18 protein-coding genes are annotated in these 18,149 nt (G+C 69.2%); 8 read left to right on the forward strand and 10 right to left on the reverse strand.

Annotation, left to right across the window (positions count from 1 at the left end; translation table 11 throughout):
• Positions 1–45 precede the first annotated feature (45 nt).
• From KF892_13365 to KF892_13385, 5 genes are all read left to right on the forward strand, one after another.
• Complete coding sequence (locus tag KF892_13365) at positions 46–1,923, forward strand: sensor histidine kinase (GenBank protein MBX3625996.1); 1,878 nt, start codon at positions 46–48, stop codon at positions 1,921–1,923.
• An 80-nt stretch (positions 1,924–2,003) separates the two neighbouring features.
• Positions 2,004–2,657, forward strand: a complete 654-nt coding sequence (locus tag KF892_13370) for a response regulator transcription factor (GenBank protein ID MBX3625997.1) — start codon at positions 2,004–2,006, stop codon at positions 2,655–2,657.
• Complete coding sequence (ruvA, locus tag KF892_13375; GenBank protein ID MBX3625998.1) at positions 2,654–3,226, forward strand: Holliday junction branch migration protein RuvA; 573 nt, start codon at positions 2,654–2,656, stop codon at positions 3,224–3,226. The genes KF892_13370 and ruvA overlap by 4 nt, the downstream gene beginning before the upstream one ends.
• 135 nt (positions 3,227–3,361) lie before the next feature.
• Positions 3,362–3,853, forward strand: a complete 492-nt coding sequence (locus tag KF892_13380) for a hypothetical protein (GenBank protein MBX3625999.1) — start codon at positions 3,362–3,364, stop codon at positions 3,851–3,853.
• 86 nt (positions 3,854–3,939) lie between these two features.
• Positions 3,940–4,812 (forward strand): DUF3365 domain-containing protein, encoded by an 873-nt coding sequence (locus KF892_13385; GenBank protein ID MBX3626000.1) that lies wholly within the window; start codon positions 3,940–3,942, stop codon positions 4,810–4,812.
• A gap of 110 nt (positions 4,813–4,922) precedes the next feature.
• On the opposite strand, the gene KF892_13390 is transcribed toward KF892_13385, so the two are convergent.
• From KF892_13390 to KF892_13405, 4 genes are all read right to left on the reverse strand, one after another.
• A complete protein-coding gene (locus tag KF892_13390; protein ID MBX3626001.1) occupies positions 4,923–5,387 on the reverse strand; it encodes a copper chaperone PCu(A)C in 465 nt (154 codons plus the stop codon).
• Between the two features lie 28 nt (positions 5,388–5,415).
• Positions 5,416–7,674, reverse strand: coding sequence for a TonB-dependent receptor (locus KF892_13395; protein ID MBX3626002.1), 2,259 nt, complete (start codon positions 7,672–7,674; stop codon positions 5,416–5,418).
• Positions 7,675–7,681: 7 nt separating this feature from the next.
• Positions 7,682–9,013 (reverse strand): PepSY domain-containing protein, encoded by a 1,332-nt coding sequence (locus KF892_13400; protein ID MBX3626003.1) that lies wholly within the window; start codon positions 9,011–9,013, stop codon positions 7,682–7,684.
• A gap of 80 nt (positions 9,014–9,093) precedes the next feature.
• Positions 9,094–9,483 carry a DUF2946 family protein gene (locus tag KF892_13405; protein ID MBX3626004.1) on the reverse strand — a complete coding sequence of 130 codons (390 nt, stop codon included), beginning with the start codon at positions 9,481–9,483 and terminating at the stop codon, positions 9,094–9,096.
• Positions 9,484–9,547: 64 nt separating this feature from the next.
• On the opposite strand from KF892_13405, the gene ruvB reads away from it, so the two are divergent.
• Positions 9,548–10,603 carry a Holliday junction branch migration DNA helicase RuvB gene (ruvB, locus tag KF892_13410; protein MBX3626005.1) on the forward strand — a complete coding sequence of 352 codons (1,056 nt, stop codon included), beginning with the start codon at positions 9,548–9,550 and terminating at the stop codon, positions 10,601–10,603.
• Between the two features lie 6 nt (positions 10,604–10,609).
• Here ruvB and KF892_13415 read toward each other — a convergent pair whose 3' ends face one another.
• Positions 10,610–12,058, reverse strand: coding sequence for a sensor histidine kinase N-terminal domain-containing protein (locus KF892_13415; GenBank protein ID MBX3626006.1), 1,449 nt, complete (start codon positions 12,056–12,058; stop codon positions 10,610–10,612).
• Positions 12,030–12,686: a response regulator transcription factor gene (locus tag KF892_13420; GenBank protein ID MBX3626007.1), complete on the reverse strand. Its 657-nt coding sequence runs from the start codon at positions 12,684–12,686 to the stop codon at positions 12,030–12,032. The genes KF892_13415 and KF892_13420 overlap by 29 nt, the downstream gene beginning before the upstream one ends.
• A gap of 229 nt (positions 12,687–12,915) precedes the next feature.
• On the opposite strand from KF892_13420, the gene KF892_13425 reads away from it, so the two are divergent.
• Positions 12,916–14,577, forward strand: coding sequence for a cytochrome b/b6 domain-containing protein (locus KF892_13425; protein ID MBX3626008.1), 1,662 nt, complete (start codon positions 12,916–12,918; stop codon positions 14,575–14,577).
• A 20-nt stretch (positions 14,578–14,597) separates the two neighbouring features.
• On the forward strand, positions 14,598–15,662 hold the full coding sequence (locus KF892_13430) for a 2Fe-2S iron-sulfur cluster binding domain-containing protein (GenBank protein MBX3626009.1): 1,065 nt from the start codon (positions 14,598–14,600) through the stop codon (positions 15,660–15,662).
• A gap of 19 nt (positions 15,663–15,681) precedes the next feature.
• Here the strand turns inward: KF892_13430 and KF892_13435 are convergent, their stop codons facing one another.
• The 4 genes from KF892_13435 to KF892_13450 form a co-directional block, all read right to left on the reverse strand.
• On the reverse strand, positions 15,682–16,086 hold the full coding sequence (locus tag KF892_13435; protein ID MBX3626010.1) for a hypothetical protein: 405 nt from the start codon (positions 16,084–16,086) through the stop codon (positions 15,682–15,684).
• Positions 16,087–16,150: 64 nt separating this feature from the next.
• Positions 16,151–16,471 carry a hypothetical protein gene (locus KF892_13440; GenBank protein ID MBX3626011.1) on the reverse strand — a complete coding sequence of 107 codons (321 nt, stop codon included), beginning with the start codon at positions 16,469–16,471 and terminating at the stop codon, positions 16,151–16,153.
• Between the two features lie 60 nt (positions 16,472–16,531).
• Positions 16,532–16,954 (reverse strand): hypothetical protein, encoded by a 423-nt coding sequence (locus KF892_13445; GenBank protein ID MBX3626012.1) that lies wholly within the window; start codon positions 16,952–16,954, stop codon positions 16,532–16,534.
• 82 nt (positions 16,955–17,036) lie between these two features.
• Positions 17,037–18,110 (reverse strand): sterol desaturase family protein, encoded by a 1,074-nt coding sequence (locus tag KF892_13450; GenBank protein ID MBX3626013.1) that lies wholly within the window; start codon positions 18,108–18,110, stop codon positions 17,037–17,039.
• Positions 18,111–18,149: the final 39 nt, after the last annotated feature.

The raw sequence follows: 18,149 nt of genomic DNA on the forward strand, positions 1-18,149 counted from the left end.
CCAGCCCACGCCGAGCAGGGAGACCCTCCTGCACAATCGGCGCCCATGCGCGATCGCCTCCGTCTCCGCTTCCGGCCCTTTTCGTGGATGAGCCTGCTGGTGCTCTGGCTGCTTGCGGCAGCCGCGCTGCAGGGGCGTGCCGCACCGGCCGAGGGCAAGGTCATCGTCATGCAGCAAGCCATCACAGCGTCCGGCGCGAGCGACCAGTTCCCGGACGAGCAGACCGTGCGCCCCGTGTCCCTGCCCGATGACTGGTGGCGCAGCCGGCCGCGCGAAGACGGCCCGGTGTGGTACCGGCTACGCTTCGACGCGCCTGAGGCTGCCGGCAGCCCCGAGCATCTGATGGCCGCCTACCTCGAGCGGGTGTGCAGCAACGCCGAGGTGCAGCTCAACGGCTTCCTCGTGCACAGCGGCGGGCGCATGACGGAGCCGCTCACGCGCAACTGCGCCTACCCGCAGCTGGTGCCGCTGCCGGCCAGCCTGCTGAAGGCGGAAGGCAACACGCTCGACATCAAGGTGCAGGGCTACGCGGTGCAGAAGGTCTCGTCGCGCCAGCGCTCGGGCGGCCTCTCGGCCGTGAAGATCGGGCCGCAGGCGCTGCTCGCCGAAGAGCAGGCTTCGCAGACCTTCTGGAACGTGACGGCCCTTCAGATGCTGGCCGTGGCCACCACCGTGCTGGCCGCCTTCCTGCTGTTCCTTCGGGCGATCAACCCCAAGGAGGCGCACCTGGGCTACCTGGGGCTTCTCATCCTGGGCTGGAACGCGCTCGGCCTGCGCAGCTGGTGGGCCCACATCCCGGTCGACACCCACACCGTGGAGTTGCTCACCTGCGTGGGGTTTGCCATCGTCACCGGGCTCACGGTGCAGTTCCTGCTGAGCTACAGCGCCCTGCGCTCGCGCATGATCGAAGCCGGCCTGCTCGCGCAGTGCCTGATGGTGCCGCTGACGCTCGCGCTGGCCGGGCCGCAGCGCCTCTTCAACCTCAGCAGCGCCTGGTACCTGCTGATGGTGCTGGAGGTGGTGGCGATGATGGTGCTCTACCTCTACACCGAGTGGCGCGCCCGGCGGCGCACCTTCTGGCCGATGGCCGCGATGATGGCGGTGCTCGCGCTGCTGGTGGCGATGGACCGGGCCGCGCAGTTCGACTGGATGCCGCGCGTGAACCTGCTCAACTTCGCACTGCCGGTGATCTTCTTCGCCATCGCCTCGCGGCAGATCAAGATGTTCGGCCACGCACTGCGCTCGGCCGAAGCGGCACGCAACTCGCTCGATCGCCGCCTCGCCGAAGCCACCGCCGAGATGGAACGCAACTACGTGCAGATGGCCGAGCTGCGCGTCGAGCAGGTCACCGAGAAGGAACGCAAGCGAATTGCCGGCGACCTGCACGACGACCTGGGCGCGAAGCTCCTGACCATCGTGCACACCAGCGAGTCGGAGCGCATCTCGTCGCTGGCTCGCGAGGCGCTGGAGGAGATGCGCCTCTCGGTGCGCGGCCTCACCGGCAAGCCGCTGCCGGTGGCCGATGCGCTGGCCGACTGGCGCGCCGAGACCGTGTCGCGCCTGGGCCAGGCCGGCATCGAGGTCGACTGGCGCAGCCCCACCGAAGACGTGACGCAGCTGCTCTCGGCGCGCGCCTTCGTGCAGACGACACGCATCCTGCGCGAGGCGGTCAGCAACGTCATCAAGCACTCGGGCGCCTCGCACTGCAAGGTGCGCTGCACCCTCGGCCAGCAGGACTTCGTGCTCGTGGTGCAAGACAACGGCAAGGGCATCCCGATGGAGCTCGACGGCAAGCTCGACCGTGGCCACGGCATGGCCAGCATGAAGCACCGCGCCAAGCAGATGCAGGGCCAGTGCCTGGTGGAGTCGGGCCCCGGCTACGGAACCGTGATCCGGCTCACGCTTCCCCTGGGTACGGCCTGAGATTGAGCGCCGCGAGGCGTTCTGCAGAACCGCCGGACTGTTAGGATGCACTTCGGTTTTTCACCGTGCGAGTTGCCGCCATGAACAAGATCCTGTTGTTGGAAGACCTTCCTGAAATCCGCAGCTGGCTCAAGGCGCTGGCCTTGCAGGTGTTTCCGCAGGCGCAGGTGTTCGAAGCCGCGCGGGTGCACGATGCGCTGGCGCTGATCACCGCCGAACGTTTCGAGATCGCGATGATCGACCTCGGCCTGCCCGATGGCTCTGGCGTCGACGTGGTCGCGGCGCTGCAGAAGGCCCAGCCAGAAGCGCAGTCGGTCGTGGTCACCATCCACGACGACGACGATCACCTCTTCCCCGCGCTGCAGGCCGGCGCCTTCGGCTACCTGCTGAAAGAGCAGCCCCGCGAGCATTTCGTCGAGCAGCTGCAGCGCATCAGCCAGGGCGAGCCGCCGCTGTCGCCCTCCATCGCCCGCCGCGTGATCGCCTATTTCGCCGCACAAAACAAGCCGCAGGAGCGCCCGCAGAACCTGCCGCACGTGCAGCTCACCGACCGCGAAAACGAAGTGCTGCTGTGGGTGGCCAAGGGCTTCACGCTGCCCGAGATCGGTGTGCAGCTGAACCTCTCGCGCCACACCATCGCCGACTACGTGAAGCAGATCTACCGCAAGCTCAACGTGAGCTCGCGCGCTGAAGCGGCACTCGAAGCACAACGGCTGGGTCTGTTCCGTCGATGATCGGCCGCCTCACCGGGCTGCTCGCAGAAAAAAATCCGCCGCAACTGCTCGTGGACGTGGGCGGCGTCGGCTACGAAGTCGACGTGCCGATGAGCACGTTCTACAACCTGCCGGCCCTGGGCGAGCGTGTCTCGCTGCTCACGCACTTCGTGGTGCGCGAAGACGCGCAGGTGCTGTTCGGTTTCCTCACTGCCGAAGAGCGCGCCACCTTCCGCCAGCTCGTGAAGATCTCGGGCATCGGCCCACGCACGGCCTTGTCCATCCTCTCGGGCCTGAGCGTGGGCGAGCTGGCGCAGGCCGTGTCGCTGCAGGAAAGCGGCCGCCTCATCAAGGTGCCGGGCATCGGCAAGAAGACCGCCGAGCGACTGCTGCTCGAACTGAAGGGCAAGCTCGGGCCCGATCTCGCGCTGCCCACGAGCGTGGCCAACGACGCCCAAGCCGACATCCTGCAAGCCCTGGTGGCCCTCGGCTACAGCGACCGCGAAGCGGCCCTCGCGCTCAAGAGCCTGCCCGCCGACGTGGGCGTGAGCGACGGCATCAAGCTCGCGTTGAAGGCACTGGCCAAGTAGTACAAGCATGAACTGCACAGGCGTGCAAACATTGCTTACAACTTGCACCGGGTCACGGGGGCGGGGTCTGAAATGTCCCCGTCATGGGCAGGGTCGACACATAAAATTCGCCGGCTCTTTGCAGCGTCGCCGTCCATGTCCGACCTGATCAACCCTCGTCTTTTCGCTCGTGTCGAGCGTTCCCTGCGCAAGCGGTTGAACGTCAACGTGACGCCCCATCTGAAACGTTGCGCCGCTCATGCCAAGAGCGAAGACGATTTCATGGCGGCGGCGGCCCGCATGCTGATCAACCCGCAGGAGCGGCAGGAGTGGCTGGCCTCGTGGGCGTCGCGCCGCCACAACGAAGGGGCCGACACCACCCCGGCCGAGCTGGACACCACCACCCCCTCGTCGCTCGATGCCCCGCTGCAGCGCACCTTCCGCATCACCCCCCAGCAGCGCGAACGTGTGCGTGAAGCGCTGGCCAACGAGCTCGGCCCGATTGCCGACCTGTTGCTCGACAACGAAGCCCGGCGCGCCGACTCCGTGACCGAATTGCTGCAACGCCTGGAGTCGCATCTGGAAAGCGACGAACAGCGCGCCCGTTTCCGCCAGTCCACGCTATCTTCCCGTTCGCTCGACGCCTGAGTCGTGCTCCTGGCAGTTGGTTGTGAAGCGCCTGCGGTGCCCACCGCGGCGGCGACTCGAATCCGTTTCACCCTCCGAGACCGTCCATGAACCTGAAGCTCAGATTCAACCTGGTGTTCACGCTGCTGTTCGTCATCGCGCTGGCCGTGGCCGGCGGCACGGTGTACCGCCTGGTGCAGGCCAACGCGAGTGCCGAAGTGGTGCGCGATGCGCAGCGCCTGATGGACGTGGCCATCGCCGTGCGCGGCTACACCGTCGACAACATCAAGCCCCACCTCGACCCGCTGCTCGACCGCCATTTCCTGCCCGAGACGGTGCCGGCCTTCGCAGCCACCGAGACGCTCGCCCGCCTGGCCGCCAAGCAGCCGGGCTACAGCTACAAGGAAGCGACGCTCAACCCGACCAACCCGCGCGACAAGCCTCTCGATTGGGAGCGCCGGATCGTCGACCGTTTCCGCGCCGAGCCCAAGACCACCGAGCTGTCGGGTGAGGTCGAGACCGGCAAGGGCGACCTCTTCTACGTCGCACGGCCGATCCGCATCACCAACCCGGCGTGCCTCGCCTGCCACAGCACGCCGGCCGCCGCGCCGCCCAGCCTGATCGCACGTTATGGCGACAAGGCCGGCTTCGGCTGGCAGCTCAACGAGATCGTCGGCGCACAGATCGTGGCCGTGCCCACCACGCTGCCGCGCGAGAAGGCCCAGCAGCTCTTCGCCACCTTCACCGGCTCGCTGGTGGCGGTGTTCGTCGCCCTCTTCCTGGTGCTCAACTGGCTGCTGCAGCGGCTCGTGGTCCAGCCGGTGCGCGAGGTGGCGATGGCCGCCCGGCGTGTGAGCCAGGGCGACCTGTCGCTGGCCGAATTCTCCGAAGACCGCCCCGACGAGATCGGCACGCTGCAGAAGTCGTTCAACCGCATGCGCCGCAGCCTGGTGAAGGCGATGGGCATGCTCAGGAATTGAGCCCCCCAGTCGCTGGCGCTCCTGCCCCCGAGGGGCGCCACCCATCGGACCGGCAAAGCCGGATCCTTGGGCGTGGCTCGATGAACGCCTGACCCTTTGGGTCGGCGTCTTCAGTGTTTCCCATGGGAGGTGGCTGCCCCTTCCACGTTCACCGTCACCGTCACCTCGCCCGCCTTCTCGAACTTGAGCTTGAGCGGGAACTTGTCGCCCTGCTTCAGCGGTGCCTTCAGGCCCATCAGCATGATGTGCAGGCCGCCGGGCTTGAGTTCGACGGCCTGGCCGGCCAGCACGTCGACGGCCGACACCTCGCGCATGCGCATCACGTTGCCGTCCATCTTCATCTCGTGCAGCTCCACGCTGGCCGCCACCTCGGCCGTGGCCGAGACCAGCTTGTCGCCGGCCGCGCCGGCGTTGCGCACGCTCAGGTAGGCGCCGCCCGTCGGCTGGCCAGGGGCGGTGGCGCGGGCGTAGGGATGGCCGATCGTCAGATCGCCCACCTTGAACGAATGGGCGTGGGCGGCGAGCGCAATGGTGCTCAGGGAAAGTGCAGTCAGCAGTCGGCGGGTGAGGGTCATGGGTGCTCCTTGGGGTTGAGGGGAATGATCACAGGTCGAACTTGAGTTCGGCGTTGAAGGTGCGCTGCGTGTAGGGGTGGAAGGCCCAGTAGCGCGCGTTGTTGAGGTTGTCGACGCCGAAGGCGGCCGACCACTGTTTGTCGAATCGGACGACCACGCGCAGGTCGGCCACCAGGAACGAGCTGACGCCCATGTAGGTGCGGCCGTTGGGGTCGCTGTTGTCGAGCGTGCCGTATTGCTTGCCGCTGTAGCGCACGCCGAGGGTGGTGGTCAGGTGCTCGGTGGCCTGATACGTGGCCAGCAGGTTCGCACGCCAGCGCGGCACGCGCGGCTGCCACTTGCCAACGCTGGAGGGGGCCTTGTCGTTCTTCGTGATGATGGAGTCGGCGTAGGTGAGGCTGCCGCTCAGCTCCAGCCCGCGAATGCCGACACGACTTGATGACGCCGCGATCTCCAGCCCGTAGGTGCGGATGGCGTCGACATTCTGGATGTTGGTGACGGCCGGGCTGACGGTCACGTTGGTCTGCGAGTACAGCGCATCGGCCGTGCGCTCGGCAAAGAAGGTGGTGCGCACCTGGCCGCGCGGCAGCGCGCGCTCGGCGGTCCACTCGGTCGTCCACGACTTCTCGGGGCGGAGGTCAGGATCGTTGTTGATCAGCACGCCGCCGACGATCGACCCCTGGTACAGCTCGGCCACGGTCGGCGCGCGCACGGCGCGGCCGAGCGAGGCCTTGAGCGTCCAGTCGTCATCGAGCTGGTACGACACGGCCGCCTTGGGCGAGAACCAGGTCTCGGCTCGCTCGCCGTGGGGCCGCTCCGTCGTCGCGTTGGCGGTGCGGCCGTTGAAGGCGCGCCAGTGTTCGAGCCGGCCGCCCAGCACCAGGCGCCATTCGTCATTGATGTGCCAGGCGTCCTGTGCCCACAGGCTGTGCAGCGTGGTGTCGCCCTGGAAGGCCGACTGGCGCGCGCCGGGCTCACCAGCGGCCCAGTCGCCCACCGCAAGGAAGGTCTGGGTGCGCAGCTTGTATGCCTCCCGCTGAAGCCCAGCTTCGACCGTGTGCATGGTGCCGGCCGGGCGCCAGATGCCCTTGAGCGAGAGCGTGTTCCACCCGGTACCTGCCATGTCGGTGATGCCGCTGGCCGAATTGCGCACCTGGTCACGCGCGTAGTCGTAGAGGCTGGCGCCCGCCTCCCAGTCCCATTCGCCACGTGTCTGGCTCTTGAGGCCAAAGCCATGCGCCACATGCTCCAGCCGTGCCTTGCTGCCGGCGAAGTCGCTGGCGACCAGGGTGTAGTCTCGGCCGTCGATGTTGACCACGCCACTCGTGACGGTGTTGCCCGCCGCGTCGCGCAAGTAGCTCTGCACCTCGCGCTCGTTGTCGTTGCGCCAGTAGCCGAGCGTGTACGAGGCACGCACGGTCGGCGAGACGTCGTAGGCCAGCTTGAACTTGGCGTGGTCCTGCACGGTGCGGCTGCGGTTGGTGTCGCCGAGGATCCACCAGTCCTGATTCGTTGGATTGCGGTCGGCCACCGCGCCAGTGACCGGCGTGCCGGCGTTGCCTGCCACGCCCTGCGCCACACGCCGGTTGGCAAACGCGATGGGCTGACCTTCGCTGTCGAGGTGATTCAGGTTGACCCACCACGACAGCGCACCTTCACGGCTGCCGATCGACGCACTGCCCGACTGGCCGCCAAAGCGGTCGTTGGTGTTGTATTGCTTGTAGCGCTGCGTGTAGCCCTGCAGCTTCACATGCGCTTCGAGCTTCTGCGGCATGCGCGTCACGTAGTCGACCACCGCGCCCGCCGAATTGCCCGGATAGGCGGCCGAGAACGGGCCGTACATCACGTCGACACGGTCGATCTCTTCCGGCGTCACCAGGCCCCAGCGCGGGGTGTAGGTCGCGCCGTTGCCCAGCAGGTTCGACAGCAGGATGCCATCGGCATACACCAGCGAGCGGGCGCTGTTGCCCGTGCCCGAGGCGCGGGTGGCGAGCACCGCGTGGTCGTAGTCGCCGATGTAGCGCTTGCGCACGTTGAGGCTCGGGAAGTACTTGAGCGCGTCTTCCGAATCGGTGGCGTTGATGCTGCGTGCGATCTGCTTGCCGTCGATGGTCTCGGTGGTGGTCGGGATCTCGAGCGGCAGCGTGGCCGGGCGGTTGCCGACGATGGTGACGCGGTCGAGCTCGCGCACCGGCGGCGTGGGCTCGGTGGTCTGTGCGCCTGTGGCTAGCGGGAACATGGCCGCGGCCAGGCTGCCAAGCTGGAAGGGAAGGGTTCTGGTGGTCATGAGAATTTCAACAAGAAGGTGAGACCTGTCGGCGGCGCCACGCGGCGGCCAGCAGTTCAAGCATCAGGAAGAGGGCCGCGCTCACGCCGAACACCGGCATGGCCAGCGCCATCGCGGCAGCGAACAGCCACAGCGGCCACGGCACCGCGCGCACCTGTGCGGCCAACACCGGCGGGGCGCCCACGCGGCGAGGCGGGCGGCGCTTCCACCACATCGTCACGCCCGAGATCACCGAGAAGACGAGGCCGAGTGCCGCCAGCACCAGCAGCACCTGGTTCCACACGCCGAACTCGCCGCGGTGGAAGGGAATGCCGAGCGCCGTGGCGCGTGACAGGGCTGGCAGGTCACCCCACCCCGAACGGTGCAGCACGCGGCCCGAGCCGGTGTCGAGCAGCAGCACCGCGCGCTGGGTGGGGCGGCGGCGGTCGACGCTCTCGGCGCGCAGCACGCCACGTTCGGTCTGCAGCAACGTGAGCTGCAGTGGCACGCCGGGCGCTTCAGCCTGGGCCACCGCATACAAGGCCTGCAGGCTCAGGCGGCCTCCCTCACCGGGCGCGCTCGACTGCAAGCCGGCGGGCGGGCGTGGTGTCGATTGGCCAAGTGCCTTCTGCGCGCTGCGGAAGTTCTCGCCGCTGTAGCGCGACCAGGTGAGGCCCGTGACCAGCACCACGATCAGCACGCCCCCGGCCAGCAGGCCCACGCTTGCATGCAGGTCGCGCCAGGTGGCCCGGCCGCGCCCGAAGCGGGGCACCAGCACACGCCAACCGAGGCCGCCTGCGGCGACCGGGCGCGGCCACCACAGGTAGAGCCCCGTGGCCAGCATCACCAGCATCCAGCTCGCCGCGAGCTCCACTGGCCAGCGCCAGCCATCGCCCTGCTGGTAGCGCGAATGCAGTCGGCGTGCCCAATCCTTGAATCGCTCGCCTTCGGCCAGGTGACCCAGCACCTCGCTCGTGTACGGATTGACGTAGACCGTGCGCGCCGGCGCGTGGCCGGCATGCTCTCCCTGCGTGGCCGCGGCAAAGAGGACCTGCGTGCTGTCACCCGGCCGATGCGCCGGGATCACCGCGCGAAGCGCCGCGCCATGCGCATGCGCACGTGCTGCGCTGAGTTGCTCGTCGATCGACGCGACCGCGCTGCCCAGGGGCACACGGTCGAGGTGGCCGTGCAGCTGCGCTTCGATCTGCGGCGAGAGCGCATACAGCAGGCCGGTCAGCGCGGCCGCGATCACGAGCGGCGTGGTCACGAGGCCGGCCCAGAAGTGCACCCGCCAGAAGAGGCGGTGGAGGTCAGCGCGGCGCGTCGAAGCGCCGGCCGGAGGGGGGATGTCGGTGGTCATGGCAATCGTCCTGAACGCCCGCGACGAGGCCGCAGGCCGGTCGGCAAGCCGTCGCACACAGCGGCTTGCCTCAGAGAAGTTCAGGCGATGGCGGGTGGCGCGTGGTAGCGCTGGGTGAGCCAGCGGGCGCTGGCGTCCACGGGGGGAGCCGTGGCAGCGGGACGCAAGGTGAACGGGGTTGTGGCCGGCGCCACGGCCACGCTGGCCATCGGCACCGGTGCCCCCAGCGCGACGACGGCGCTGAGCGCGCAATGGTCGGCCGCGTGCGTGGCCGCGTGGTCCTGGGCCGGCTCGCCATCGAGGGCGATGGTCTTCACGCCGTAGACCGTGCAGACCTCCACCAGCGCCTTGCCCTGTGCCTCAGCGGAGGCACTCGCCAGCAGCGGCACCGCCGCCTTCAGCAGCAGCGCGCAGGCGAAGAGCCACACGGCAAATCGCGAGTTGAAGGCGCTGGCGGGGCGGCGGAACATGGGGCGCGATTGTGCCAGCCCACCCGCCAGTCCCCGCCGACGAGGCCGCTGCACAATGCGCAGCATGAGCATCCAGACCGATGATTTCGCCCCGTCACGACGCGTCGTGAGCGCCGCGCCCGCCTCGCCCAACGAAGAGGCGATCGAGCGTGCGCTGCGCCCCAAGGGCCTGGCCGAATACGTGGGCCAGGCCAAGGCGCGCGAGCAGCTGGAGATCTTCATCGGCGCCGCGCAGAAGCGAAAGGAAGCGCTCGACCACGTGCTGCTCTTCGGCCCGCCCGGCCTGGGCAAGACCACGCTCTCGCACATCATCGCCAACGAGCTCGGCGTGAACCTGCGCCAGACCTCCGGCCCCGTGCTCGAGAAGCCGAAAGACCTGGCGGCCATCCTCACCAACCTCGAGAAGAACGACGTGCTCTTCATCGACGAGATCCACCGGCTCTCGCCGGTCGTCGAAGAGATCCTCTACCCCGCCCTCGAGGACTACCAGATCGACATCATGATCGGCGAGGGCCCCGCCGCGCGCAGCATCAAGCTCGACCTGCAGCCCTTCACGCTGGTGGGCGCCACCACGCGCGCCGGCATGCTGACCAACCCGCTGCGCGACCGCTTCGGCATCGTGGCGCGGCTCGAGTTCTACACCTCGGAAGAACTCGCGCGCATCGTGCACCGCTCGGCCGGCCTGCTCGACGTGGCCGCCGACCCCGAAGGTGCCTTCGAGATCGCCCGCCGCTCGCGCGGCACGCCACGCATCGCCAACCGCCTCTTGCGCCGCGTGCGCGACTACGCCGACGTGAAGGGCGACGGCCGCATCACCAAGGCCATCGCCGACAAGGCGCTCGCGATGCTCGACGTCGACCCGCAAGGCTTCGACGTGATGGACCGCAAGCTGCTCGAAGCGGTGATCCACCGCTTCGACGGCGGCCCGGTGGGCCTCGACAACGTGGCCGCCGCCATCGGCGAAGAGGCCGGCACCATCGAAGACGTGATCGAGCCCTATCTCATCCAGCAAGGCTTCCTGCAGCGCACGCCGCGCGGGCGCATCGCCACGCTCGCCGCCTACCGGCACCTGGGGGTCGCGCCGCCCAAGAGCGCAGGCGACCTCTTCGACGCCGGCTGAGCCGCCTCAGGCCAGCGGCAGCCGCAGCGTGACGAGCGCCCCGCCCAGCCGGGGCGATTCGCCGATGACGACGCTGCCGCCGTGAATCTCGACGATGCGCTTGACGATCGCCAGGCCCAGCCCCGCGCCGGGCGCGCTGCTGCGGTCGACCCGCACGAAGCGCGCGAACACCCGCTCGCGCATCTTGGGCGGCACGCCCGGGCCGCTGTCGTGCACCAGCCACTGCGCTTGGCCGTCACCCGCCTCCGCGACGGCCTCGATCAGCACCTCGCCGCCGGGTGGGGTGTGCACCAGCGCGTTCTCGATCAGGTTGCGCAGCACCACCGCCAGCGCATCGTGGTTGCCGCGCACGCTCACCAGCGGGCGGCCCGGGCTCCAGTGCAGGCGGATGCCTTTCTCCTCGGCGAGCGGCGCCACGCCCGCCCACACCGAGGTCGCCAGCTCCCACAGGTCGACCGTCTCGTGCAAGGCGAACTGCGAGGGGTCGCGGTCGTAGCGGGCCAGGGCCAGCAGCTGGCCGATCAGCGTGGTCGAGCGATCGATGGCCACGTCCATCTGCTGCAGCGCTTCGCGCCGCTCTTCGGCGCTGCGTGCGCGCTGCGCGTTGCGCACCAGGATCTTCAGGCCTGAGAGCGGCGTGCGCAGCTCGTGCGCCGCATCGCTCGTGAAACGCTGCTCGTAGCGCAGCGTCTGGCTCATGCGGCGCATGAGGCCGTTGAAGGCGCCGATCACCGGGGCGAGCTCGGCCGGTTGCCCGTCCAGCTCGACCGGCGAGAGGTCGGCGGCCGACTTGCCGGCCAGCGCTTCGGCGGTGTCGTTCAAGGGCGCGAAGGCCTGGTCGAGCTGGCGGCGGATCAGCAGCAGGAACACGCACAACGCCGACAGCATGCCGATGCACAGCGCGAGCGACACCCACAGCCCGTAGTGCTGGTGGCGCTCGGGGCTGGCGGCCATCTGGATCTGGAAGCTGCGGTCGCGGTTCCAGGTGTTGTAGGTGCGCAGGGGCTGCCCGTCGAGCACGGTGTCGCCGAAGCCGGCCGCGCCCGGCGCCAGCGGCGTCTGGGCGGGCGCGTTGGCACTGCGGTAGCCCAGCACCCCGCCCTGCTGCCAGACCTGGTAGACGATCTTGTCGCTGAAGACCTCGTCGGTGTCGTCGCTCACGTCACCGCCGCCGGTGCGCTGGATCTCGGCCAGCTCGTGGTCGGCGAAGGCGAGCGCCATGTGCGCCAGCTCGCGCAGCGAGGCGTCGAACATCGCATCGGACTCATGCCGTGCCAGCGCCACGATGGTGAGCGTGACCACCAGCCAGGTCAGTCCCGACACCAGCGCGATGCTGCGCAGGCAGCGGTACTTGAGGCTGCGCGGCGCGGCGAGGAAACGCCGCCAGGCGCTTTCAGGCTCGGCGCGGGGTGCCGGGTGCCCGGCCTCAGAGGGGGATGAGGTAGCCGTTGCCATGCAGCGTCTGGATGAAATCGCGCCCGAGCTTCTTGCGCAGCTTGTGGATGTAGACCTCGGCCGAGTTGCCTTCGACCTCGCCGCCCCAGGCACCCAGCTGCTCTTCGATGCGCTGGCGCGGCACGGGTTTGCCGGCCGATTCCATCAGCAGGCGCAGCACGGTGAACTCGCGCCCGGTGAGCCAGAGCGGCAGGCCGTCGCGGGTGGCCCGGTGGTCGCGCAGGTCGATCTCGACGCCGCGGCAGGCCAGCACCGCGCCGGGCACGCCGTGCGAGCGGCGGGTGACGGCGCGCAGGCGGGCCAGCAGTTCGTCGAGGTCGAAGGGCTTGCCGAGGTAGTCGTCGGCACCGAGGTCGAGCCCACGCACGCGGTGCGGCACGTCGCTCAAGGCGGTGACGATGATCACCGGCACGCGCCAGTCGGTCTGGCGGATGCGGTGCAGCACGTCGAGCCCGGGCAGGCCGGGCAGGTCGAGGTCGAGCACGAGCGCCGCGTAGTCGCCCTGGCGGAAGGCGGTGTAGGTGTCGATGCCGTCGCGCGTCCAGGCCACGTCGAGGCCTTCGCGGCTCAGGCCCACCCGCAGCGCCTGGCCCAGCACCGGGTCGTCTTCGGCGAGCAAAACACGCATGTCCAGCGTCTCCTTCGGGTGGGCAGGCCTCACGGCACACCAAGTTACATCCACTTACTTTTATGAAACCGCGGCGCGCCGACCACTAATGCACGCATGTGCACTTCTACCCTAGATTCAATCTGACAGGGGCCCCGTTCAAGCGAAAAGTTGAGCGGGCTTCCTGGGTGAAGGGGGTCCACGCGGCCCCTTTCCTTCCACAAAAAAGCACGCCGTGCAGGAGACACCCATGACCCGCCAAGCCACGTCCGCCAAGACCCCGCCAGGCCCCTCCACCGAGGCCTCGCCGCGCAGCGACACCCCCACCTTCGTCATCCACTGGCTGATGGTCGTCGGCCTGGCCGTGAGCCTGCTGACCGGCCTGCGCATCGCCGACAGCGACGGCCGCCTCGGCTGGCGCTGGATCGAGCCACTGCTGTTGCAGGGCGACGTGGGCCGTTGGCACGTGTGGAGCGCCTACCTGCTGCTCGCCGCCGCCAGCGCCTACGTGGCGCTGCTGTGGCGCGGCGCGCTCGGCGGGCGGGTGAAGCTGATGCCGGCCAGCCTCACCGCCACCGACCCGGCGCAGCGCCGCCGCGGCTGGAACCGGCTGCTCTACTGGGTCGCCTTCGCCCTGCTCGCGGTGGCCGGCGCCAGCGGCGCGCTGATGTACTTCGCCGCCGGCCGCCTGCCCGAGCCGCTGCTGGCCAACGTGCACCAGGCCGCCGCCTGGGGTTTCGTGGCCTACGTCGGCCTGCACGTGGCCGCGCAGCTCTGGCTGGGCGGCGTGGCGCAGCTGCTGAAGATCCTGCGCCCGCGCATGGCCTACGGTGCGGCAGGTCTCGCGGCGATGGGCGTGGCCGGGGCCGCATGGGCAGTGCTGGCCGGCGGCGAGCGGGTCGCCACCTCGGAGCTGCACATGCGCCGCGTGGCGGTGCTGCCGGTGGTCGACGGCCTGCCCGACGACGCAGCCTGGAAAGACGCCCCCGCCGTGACCGTGCACACCACCCGCGGCGCCAACTTCCCGCACGGTGAGACACCGGTCACGATCCGCGCGGTGCGCGACGCGACCGACGCGGTCTTCCTCTTCGAATGGCCCGACAGCACCCGCAGCCACAAGCACCTGCCGCTCGTGAAGACGGCGCAGGGCTGGCAGGTGAAGGAATCGCGCTACGCGAAGAACGACGAAGACGACTACTACGAAGACAAGTTCGGCGTGATGTTCTCGCGCCTGGCCAGCATGGGCGGTGGGGCGGCGCAACTCGGCCCGCACCCGCTGCCCGGCAAGCCCGCGCCGGTGGCCGGCCGCGGCCTGCACGCCACCACCGACGGCAGCATCGTCGACGTGTGGCACTGGAAGAGCGTGCGCTCGGGCGGCCTCGGCCAGATCGACGACAACTACTTCGGCCCACCCCTGCCCGCCGAAACCGGCAAGCGCTACACCGGCGGCTACACCCAAGACCCCAAGCAGTCGGGCGGCTTCGACCAGAACTGGGACAAGATCCCCGGCAGCCCCTACGTGCGGCCCAAGTTCCTGCCGCGCGACATGGCCGCCCTGCAGGCCCGCCTCGGCCCGATCGACCTGAGCCCCACCCACGGCGACACCCAGCTGCTCGCGATGCACAAGGCCGAGACCGTGCCCTACAGCGCCGAGCTCGACACCTACCCGGTGGGCACGGTGCTGCCCTCGGTGGTGCTGGAAGCGCCCTTCACCGGCGACCGCGGTGACGTGGCCGCCGTGGGCACCTGGAAAGACGGCCGCTGGCGCCTCGAAGCCCGCCGCAAGCTCGACACGCACTCCGCCTACGACCTGCCCTTCGAGACCGGCCTGTCGGTGTGGGTCTCGGCCTTCGACCACAGCCAGGCCCGCCACACGCGGCACACGCACCCCGTGCGCCTGGTGCTCGACTGACCCGCCGCAGGAGCACCGACATGACGACACGACTTTCCATTCGCCAATGGGCCGCACCGGTGACGCTGCGCGACAAGCAGACGCTGCTCGAGGCCGCGCTCGCGGCCGGCGTGCCCTTCCCCCACAACTGCATGAGCGGCGAATGCGGCGAATGCAAATGCCGCGTGCTCGACGGCGAGGTGGAGCACGGCCCTCACCTGCCCGAAGCGCTCAGTGCCGACGAACGCGCGCAAGGCCTGGTGCTCGCCTGCCGCTCGCGCGCCCGCGGGCCGGTGGCGGTGGAGTGGCTGGTGCCCGAGCGGGTGCGCCAGGCGCTGCCGCCGCCTCGCCACCTCAAGGTACGGGTGACCGAGAAGACGCGCGCGGCCCACGACGTGATCCGCCTGCGGGTGGCCGCGAGTGGCCAGGCCCTGCATTTCGAGCCTGGCCAATACGCCCGCCTGCGCGTGGGGCGGCTGCCACCGCGCAGCTACTCGATGGCCAACCTGCCGGGCGAGGGCGAGCTGGAGTTCCACATCCGCATGGTCCCGCAAGGGCTCGTGAGCGGGCACATCGCGCAGCACGTCGACGTGGGCGACACGCTGCGCCTCGAAGGCCCGTTCGGCAGCGCCACCTGGCGGGGCGTGGAGCCCGGCCCGCTGCTGCTGGTGGCCGGCGGCACCGGGCTCGCCCCCATCCTGTCGATCCTGCAGGCGGCGCTCGACGATGAGCACCCCGAGATCCACGTCTACCACGGCGTGCGCGACGAACGCGATCTCTACGACAGCGACCTGCTGATGGCCCTGCACGCCGCCCGGCGCCTGCGCTACACGCCGGTGCTGTCGGCCCCGAGCGCGCCCACGCCGCGCCGTACCGGCCTCGTGCACGAGGTGCTGGCGCGCGACTTCCCCCGCCTCGACAGCGCCGCCCTCTACGCCGCCGGCCCGCCGCCGATGGTGGAGGCGGTGCGCGCCCACGCCCTCGCCGCGGGGCTCGATGCGCAGCACATCGCGGCCGATGCCTTCCACCCGGCCGCACCCGCCGGCCTCGGCCTGCTGGAGCGGCTGCGCCGGCTCTTCCGCGCGCAGGTGCCCGCCGCGGCCTGAGCCGCTGGTCGAGGGCGGCTCAGAGCAGGTCTTCGACCACCAGCCAGTGGTACTTCACCGCGCTGCGCGCGCCGAGGTGACGGGCGATGTCCATCGCGCGGTCGGTGTGCGGCCCGTCGGGCGCGTAGACGAGCAGCCAGCCGCAGCCTTCGCGGGCGAGCTGCTGGTAGCGGCGCATCAGCGTCACCTCGTAGCCGAAACCAGCGAGCTGGCTGGCGCGCGGCAGCATCGCGTCCATCTGCTCGCGCTCTTCGTCATGGTCGTAGAAGAGCACGTCGTCGGCGTCGAAGCCCGCGTCGTACAGGGCCTGCATCGCCTGCCGCGCGGTGGTGTCGTCGGGAAAGGCGAGCAGCACATGCCCGACCGGGTTGTAGGTGCCGAGCGACTGCGGCCGATCGGCCTTGGTCATGCGCTTGATCGCCATGAAAGCCTCCTGCGGGAGCACGGGATGCTTCAACCATAGGCGAGCGATGCTTCATTTCAATCCGCTAATCACCCCAGCGCGTGACGAGGCCGAACCAGCACACCGCCGTCACCAGGTTCATCGGCATGGTGAGCGCGCTCGGCACGTAGAAGACCACCGACAGCCGCGGGCTCACCAGCACCAGCTCGCAGAAGTAGGCCACGACGAAAAGCCCGACGCCGAGCACGCACCAGCGGCGCATGTAGGTGGGCAGCCAGTGGGCCTGCTCGCGGTTGTGGCGCAGCGCCGCCGCGCGGGCAAAGACGTCGCCCCGGCTGGCGTCGAAGAAGAGCCAGCCGTAGAAGAGATAGCGGTACAGCAGGGAATGGAAAGGCAAGGACTGCAAGGCGCCTCCACGTTCGGGGTTTGACCGTGGGCGGCAAGGCGGGTTCCTGCCCGCGGTCGGTCACTTGCCCTTGCTGTTCACCGTCTTGAACCCGTCGAGGTCCACCTTGTGCTTGGCGCCTTGCGTGACGCTGGAGATGACCGGATTCTGTGTGCCGGTGAACCAGCAGGCCACGTGGTAGACCGTGCCCCGAAAGCCGAGCGTCAGGTGGCACTCCTGCATGAGCGCGTTGTCGGGGTTGGCGGTCTGATGGAAGCCCTTGATCACCCACAGCACTTCGGTGTCGTGCACGGCGACGGCGTTCATGGCCAGGCCGTCCACCTGTTTCGAGCAGGCCTTCAGCAAGCCGCTGATGACCGTCTCCTTGGCGTTCCAGCCGGCCATCCGGCCGCCGGGGTTGCCGAGGAGTTCAGCGTTGTTCCAGGCCCTGCCGCCTGTGTAGCTGGTGAGGTCTGGGTGCGTGCCGTCATGGAACTTGATCATGGGTGTCTCCCGTGCAATGTGATGCCCGGAAGTTAATCAGCCCGCACCCACACCCCAAGTGGCGAACGTCACCTCGCGCGTGTCATGGGTGTTGCCGCTCGCTGATCCAGCCGACCCCGCACAGGCCGAGCACGACGCCCACCACCCCCACCACCTGCTGCGGCAGGCTCAGGGTGTGGGCGTTCCACAGCAAGAGCGAGGTCACGCCGAGCAGGGCGACGAAGAGGCCGGCCGACACCCACTGCGCGCCGCGCGACATCGGCGGGTCGTAGCGCTGCACCTGCGCGATGTCGAACGCCGGCTTGGGAAACCGCGCCGCCACGTCGGCCGGCCGCCAGCCGGGGTGCTTGAACCACACGCGCAGCTTGTCGCCCCAATGCTTCGCGTGCCACGCGTCCTTGAAGAGCTCGGTGTAGTACTGCAGGTTGGCCCACACCGGGTTCCAGCTGCGCAGCGGGCCGCGAGTGCCGTAGACGATGGGCTCACGGTCGTCTTCCTCGATGAAGCTGCCGAAGAGGCGGTCCCAGACGATGAAGATGCCGCCGTAGTTCTTGTCGAGGTAGCGGTCGTTGACCGCGTGGTGCACGCGGTGGTTGCTCGGCGCGCAGAACCAGCGGTCGAACCAGCCGAGCTTGCCGATGTGCTGCGTGTGCACCCAGTACTGGTAGAGCAGGTCGATCAAGGCCACCACGCCGAAGACGAGCGGCGGAAAGCCCAGCACCGCCATCGGCAGGTAGAAGAGCCAGCCGCCCACCCAGCCGCTGCCGGTCTGCCGCAAGGCGGTGGACAGGTTGTAGTCCTCGCTCTGGTGGTGCACCACGTGCGCCGCCCAGAAAAGCGCGACCGTGTGGCCGAGGCGGTGATGCCAGTAGTAGCAGAAGTCGTAGAGCACGAGGCCTGCGACCCACACCCACGCGTCTTTCGCCGACAGCTGCCACAGCGAGGCGTGCTCGAACACGAGTGCGTAGAGCCACAGCGTGAAGAGCTTCGCGAAGAGGTCGACCAGCTGGCTGATGATCCCGAGGCCGATGCTGTTCATCGCATCGTTGAGCCGGTAGGTGTTGCGGCCACGCTTGAGGCCGACGAGGAACTCGATTCCGATCAGCAGCAGGAAGACCGGCGTCGCGAGGACGATCACTTGGGCGGGGGTGAGCATCCGCTCATGGTGCCGCCCGCGCCTCGAGGCGCAAGCGGG

Origin of the sequence: Rhizobacter sp. (genome assembly GCA_019635355.1) — a bacterium.
Taxonomy (GTDB): Bacteria; Pseudomonadota; Gammaproteobacteria; order Burkholderiales; family Burkholderiaceae_C; genus Rhizobacter.

What these genes read in the sequence shown, in the direction of transcription:
- KF892_13365 (MBX3625996.1), top strand. Translation starts at nt 46, where the DNA reads ATGCGCGATCGCCTCCGTCTCCGCTTCCGGCCCTTTTCGTGGATGAGC.
- KF892_13370 (MBX3625997.1), top strand. Translation starts at nt 2,004, where the DNA reads ATGAACAAGATCCTGTTGTTGGAAGACCTTCCTGAAATCCGCAGCTGG.
- ruvA (MBX3625998.1), top strand. Translation starts at nt 2,654, where the DNA reads ATGATCGGCCGCCTCACCGGGCTGCTCGCAGAAAAAAATCCGCCGCAA.
- KF892_13380 (MBX3625999.1), top strand. Translation starts at nt 3,362, where the DNA reads ATGTCCGACCTGATCAACCCTCGTCTTTTCGCTCGTGTCGAGCGTTCC.
- KF892_13385 (MBX3626000.1), top strand. Translation starts at nt 3,940, where the DNA reads ATGAACCTGAAGCTCAGATTCAACCTGGTGTTCACGCTGCTGTTCGTC.
- KF892_13390 (MBX3626001.1), bottom strand. Translation starts at nt 5,387, where the DNA reads ATGACCCTCACCCGCCGACTGCTGACTGCACTTTCCCTGAGCACCATT.
- KF892_13395 (MBX3626002.1), bottom strand. Translation starts at nt 7,674, where the DNA reads ATGACCACCAGAACCCTTCCCTTCCAGCTTGGCAGCCTGGCCGCGGCC.
- KF892_13400 (MBX3626003.1), bottom strand. Translation starts at nt 9,013, where the DNA reads ATGACCACCGACATCCCCCCTCCGGCCGGCGCTTCGACGCGCCGCGCT.
- KF892_13405 (MBX3626004.1), bottom strand. Translation starts at nt 9,483, where the DNA reads ATGTTCCGCCGCCCCGCCAGCGCCTTCAACTCGCGATTTGCCGTGTGG.
- ruvB (MBX3626005.1), top strand. Translation starts at nt 9,548, where the DNA reads ATGAGCATCCAGACCGATGATTTCGCCCCGTCACGACGCGTCGTGAGC.
- KF892_13415 (MBX3626006.1), bottom strand. Translation starts at nt 12,058, where the DNA reads ATGGCAACGGCTACCTCATCCCCCTCTGAGGCCGGGCACCCGGCACCC.
- KF892_13420 (MBX3626007.1), bottom strand. Translation starts at nt 12,686, where the DNA reads ATGCGTGTTTTGCTCGCCGAAGACGACCCGGTGCTGGGCCAGGCGCTG.
- KF892_13425 (MBX3626008.1), top strand. Translation starts at nt 12,916, where the DNA reads ATGACCCGCCAAGCCACGTCCGCCAAGACCCCGCCAGGCCCCTCCACC.
- KF892_13430 (MBX3626009.1), top strand. Translation starts at nt 14,598, where the DNA reads ATGACGACACGACTTTCCATTCGCCAATGGGCCGCACCGGTGACGCTG.
- KF892_13435 (MBX3626010.1), bottom strand. Translation starts at nt 16,086, where the DNA reads ATGGCGATCAAGCGCATGACCAAGGCCGATCGGCCGCAGTCGCTCGGC.
- KF892_13445 (MBX3626012.1), bottom strand. Translation starts at nt 16,954, where the DNA reads ATGATCAAGTTCCATGACGGCACGCACCCAGACCTCACCAGCTACACA.
- KF892_13450 (MBX3626013.1), bottom strand. Translation starts at nt 18,110, where the DNA reads ATGCTCACCCCCGCCCAAGTGATCGTCCTCGCGACGCCGGTCTTCCTG.